This window comes from Desulfovibrio sp. 1214_IL3152 (genome assembly GCF_036763055.1).
In the GTDB taxonomy this organism is placed as follows: Bacteria; Desulfobacterota; Desulfovibrionia; order Desulfovibrionales; family Desulfovibrionaceae; genus Desulfovibrio.
On record NZ_JBAIYW010000127.1, the window covers coordinates 1 to 4,195 of the forward strand.

Here is a 4,195-nt window from a genome sequence, read left to right on the forward strand (position 1 = left end):
TGCCGCACATCATGCCCGTGCGCGTCCTGCATGGCCGCAAGGATGAAGTGAAGGCCGCCCTGGCGGCAAAGGGGCTGCCGACGGGCGTACACTATAAGCCCAACCATCTGCTGAGCTGCTTCAGCACCGGGCAAAGCCTGCCTGTCACCGAACAGCTCTATGCCGAACTGGTGACCCTGCCCATGCATCCCGGCCTGACCATCGAGGATGTGGACGCCGTGTGCGCGGGCCTGGCCGAGGCCCTTGCGTGATGAGCGGCCTGAAGCCCGCACGGTTTTGAAGGAGGCTCTCTTGTCGTCCCGTTCTGTTCCTTTGCTTGCACTGGTAATTCCTTGCTATGACGAGGAAGAAATCCCGCAGGACACCCTGGCGGCCCTGTCGGCGCTGCCTGTGGAAAATGTGCTGTGAGCAAAGGCCTGCGCGCGCCCGTTGCGGCGGACCTGGTGGCCTTTGTACGGGCCTTGCTGGCCCGTCGTTGGGTGCGTTTCGGCATGGTGGGCGGGGCCGCTACCTTGACGTATGCCCTTTTGGGTTTGTTTTTTGTCAGGATTCCCGGGGTTCCCGTTCTGGCAGGCAACGCTCTGGCCTATGCCCTGAGCTTTGTGGTGTCGTATTTTGGGCAGTGCCTCTGGACGTTCCGGGCGGGCGGCGCCAACAGCCACCTTTCGCACCGGGCCATGCTGCCGCGCTTTGCCGCAACCCAAGCCCTCGGCCTTGGGCTGAATTCCGCCATCATCTGGGTGCTCATGCGTTTTGGCCTGGACTACGAAATCGCCATGCCCGCCGCTGTGCTGCTTGTGCCGGTCATGGTCTATTTTTTGTGTAAATACTGGGTATTCCGGCAGCATTCTCCTATGACTCCGCCAGTGTCGCCGCACAGGCCGGCGCCGCCAGCCCAGACCCCAACCAGTGAGGAAAAACCATGAGCGCTCCCGTTGTTTCCGTCATCATGAACTGCCTGAACAGCTCGCGTGACCTGCGGGAGGCCATGAACAGCGTCATGGCCCAGACGTTTACGGACTTCGAGATCGTGTTCTGGGACAACGGTTCCACTGACGAAAGCCCGGCCATCGCCCAAAGTTATGGTGAAAAGGTGCGCTATTTCAGGGGAGAGACCACGGTTCCCCTGGGCGCTGCGCGCAACCTGGCCCTGGCGCAGGCCAGAGGCCGTTATATAGCTTTTCTGGATTGCGACGACCTCTGGCGGCCGCGCAAGCTGGAGCTTCAGACGGCCCTGCTTGAAGCTGACGGGCGGGTGGGGCTGGTCAGCACGGATACGGAGATTTTTGACGGCAGGCGCGTGCTCAAGCGTGTTTTTGGCGAAGCGCGGCCGGAGCGGGGCATGGTTTTCGCAGCCCTGATGGAGCGCCAGTGGATATCAATGTCTTCCGCCATTGTGCGGGCGGAGGCCCTGGCCGGACTTTCCGCGGAGGGAACGGCCACGGGGCGGGGCGTTAACGGCGGCTGGTTTGACGAGAGCCTCAATGTCTGCGAGGAGGCGGATGTTTTTTACCGCATTGCCCACGACTGGAAGCTGGACCACGTGGACGAGGCGCTCACCGTCTGGCGTGTGCACGGAACCAACACGACGTTTCGCAAGTTCGGCCAGTTCGCGGACGAAACCCTGCGCATTCTGGAAAAGCACCGCAGGCTTTATCCGGATTATGATCAGGAATACGCAAATCTTGTGCTGCTGCTTACGCGGCGGGCCGCTTTTCAGAAGGGCGTGGCCTTGTGGCGTGAAGGTAAAAATGCCGCCGCCCGTCAGGCCGTGGCCCCCTGGAAAAACAGCGGCAGGAAATATAAAATATTCTGGTTCGCAAGTTATTTGCCCGGATCATTTTTTGACCTTGCCGCGCGTTTATACTTTGCCCTGCCTGCCGCGCTTCGCCGTTAGAAGGAATGTTTTTTTAATTATCCATCTTCCAACTTTCAAAAAAGCATTGTTTTTTACTCAGGAAACAGGTATCCGTCCAAGAGCTATTCTTGGGGACAGCCGGGTCCGCAGCGCGTGTGGGGTGCACAATCGCTGGTAGGGGTCCGTGTCTCCTACAACCCATAGCTTAAGGGAGCAGTTGTTATGGCATGGACGCAAGTTTACGACCCGATAGCTCTTGCTGCGTTGGCAGCGCGCCATTGGCGGCTATTGCGAGAAAAGCCGAGCGGGCGGCTTTGACCTTGCACTGGTTGAGCGAAGAAAGAACAGTGTGCAGGGCAGGTTTTTTCAGGTTTATGAAAAACTCGAGCTAACAAAGGAGTGGGCATGTCTGTTGGAATGTTGGCCTTGCTGGCGGTTATTCCGATTCTTGTGGCACTGGTTCTGATGGTGGGGCTGCGTTGGCCCGCCACGCGCGCCATGCCGCTTGCGTGGTTTGTCTGTGCCGTCAGTGGTGTCATTGGCTGGAAGCTGGACCTGTTGTACCTTGCGGCGCTGTCGCTGCAGGGTGTTGTTGTTGCCATTGGTGTTCTGATCATTGTTTTTGGCGCCATCCTCATCCTGTATACGCTGGAAGAGAGCGGCGGCATGGAAACCATTCAGCACGGCATGCAGGGCGTCAGTCGTGACCGCCGCATCCAGGCCATCATCATCGGCTTCATGTTTGCGGCCTTTATTGAAGGCGCGGCCGGTTTCGGCACACCTGCGGCCCTTGCGGCCCCGCTTTTGCTGGCCCTTGGCTTTCCGGCCATGGCCGCAGCGGTCATCTGTCTTGTGTTCAACTCTGTGCCGGTAACCTTCGGCGCTGTGGGAACCCCGGTCATCGTGGGTTTCGGATTTTTGAAAGGCAGCGTGGCCGAGGCCGTGGCCGCCAATCCCAATCTTCCGTTCAGCAGCTATGATGCCTTTTGCAAGGCCGTGGGCGAATGGGCGACCATTATGCACGCCCCTATGGCGATCATCATCACCATCTTTATGCTCGGCTTTCTGACCCGCTTTTTCGGTCCTGAAAAGTCCTGGGCCGCGGGCTTTCGCGCCTGGAAGTATTGTGTGTTCGCCGCTGTGTGCTTTCTTGTGCCGTATCTTTCGTGCGCCTGGCTGCTCGGGCCGGAGTTCCCCGCCATGCTGGGCGGCCTTTTGGGCCTCGGCGTAGTGGTGTGGGCAACCAAAAAAGGCTTCTGCGTACCCAAGGACGTGTGGGAATTCGCGCCTTCCAGCCAGTGGGACAAAGCCTGGACCGGCACTGTGCCTACCAGCACCAAGACGGAATTTCACGCCAGCATGAGCCAGTTCCGCGCTTGGCTGCCGTACGTAATCATCTGTCTGCTGCTGGTGATCTCCCGCATTCCCTCTTTGGGGCTCAAGGGTTGGCTGTCCAGCCAGAAGATCAGCTTCAATGACATTCTGGGCTTTACCGGCGTCAATGCCAGCATCGACTATCTGTACCTGCCCGGAACCTTCTTTATCGTGGTTTCCCTGCTGACCATCATGCTGCACAAGATGTCCGGCCAGGCTGTTTCCCGCGCCTGGAAGGAAAGCTTCCGCAAAATGAAGTCGCCGACCATTGCCCTGGTTTTCGCCGTGGCTATGGTGTCCATCTTCCGCGGTTCCGCGACCAACCCGGCCGAAGTTCCCTCCATGCCTCTTGCCCTGGCCGAGGCCGTGGGGGCCTTTGCCGGTTCGGTGTGGCCCATGCTGGCGGCCTTTGTGGGCGGCCTGGGGGCCTTTATCACCGGTTCCAACACGGTTTCTGACCTTATGTTCGCCGAGTTCCAGTGGAACATGGCCGGAACCCTCGAGCTGCCGCGCCAGATCATCGTGGCCGCGCAGGCCGTTGGCGGCGCCATGGGCAACATGATCTGCGTGCACAATATTGTTGCCGCCTGCGCCGTGGTGGGACTTTCCGGCCGTGAGGGCGAAGTGCTTCGCCGCACGTTCTGGCCCTTCCTGCTGTACGGTCTTGTGGTGGGCGTCATCTGCTGGGTGCTGGTGGTCGTCAACCCCACGGTGTTCTAGGGGCTTTTATCTTGAAATGTCCGGCGGAATCTGCTTGCAAATTCTGGCCGCAAAATGAGAGAGGCGGGCTTTGCCCGCCTCTCTCATTTTAGAGCAATTTCACTTTGAAATTGCTCTGGCGGCTGCGTGAGCAGTCGCCCGCCGCAAAGATGCAAGCGCAGCTTCAGCCGTTACGACAAAGGAAGTTACGGATAAAGACAGCAGAGCTATTTACTTGCGCGGTTAAGCATCGAAGCGAGCGTG

Annotated in this window: 4 protein-coding genes; all 4 read left to right on the forward strand. The window is 59.2% G+C overall.

Annotated elements, in window-relative coordinates; genetic code table 11:
* A partial coding sequence (locus V6C07_RS02670; protein WP_333534837.1) for a DegT/DnrJ/EryC1/StrS family aminotransferase occupies nucleotides 1-251 on the forward strand: 251 nt, incomplete at its 5' end.
* A gap of 153 nt (nucleotides 252-404) precedes the next feature.
* On the forward strand, nucleotides 405-926 hold the full coding sequence (locus V6C07_RS02675) for a GtrA family protein (protein ID WP_333534838.1): 522 nt from the start codon (nucleotides 405-407) through the stop codon (nucleotides 924-926).
* Nucleotides 923-1,897: a glycosyltransferase family 2 protein gene (locus tag V6C07_RS02680; protein WP_333534839.1), complete on the forward strand. Its 975-nt coding sequence runs from the start codon at nucleotides 923-925 to the stop codon at nucleotides 1,895-1,897. Before V6C07_RS02675 ends, V6C07_RS02680 begins: the two co-directional genes overlap by 4 nt.
* A 366-nt stretch (nucleotides 1,898-2,263) precedes the next feature.
* Nucleotides 2,264-3,952 carry an L-lactate permease gene (locus tag V6C07_RS02685; protein ID WP_333534840.1) on the forward strand — a complete coding sequence of 563 codons (1,689 nt, stop codon included), beginning with the start codon at nucleotides 2,264-2,266 and terminating at the stop codon, nucleotides 3,950-3,952.
* The last annotated feature ends 243 nt before the right edge of the window (nucleotides 3,953-4,195 follow it).

What these genes read in the sequence shown, in the direction of transcription:
- V6C07_RS02680 (WP_333534839.1), top strand. Translation starts at nt 923, where the DNA reads ATGAGCGCTCCCGTTGTTTCCGTCATCATGAACTGCCTGAACAGCTCG.
- V6C07_RS02685 (WP_333534840.1), top strand. Translation starts at nt 2,264, where the DNA reads ATGTCTGTTGGAATGTTGGCCTTGCTGGCGGTTATTCCGATTCTTGTG.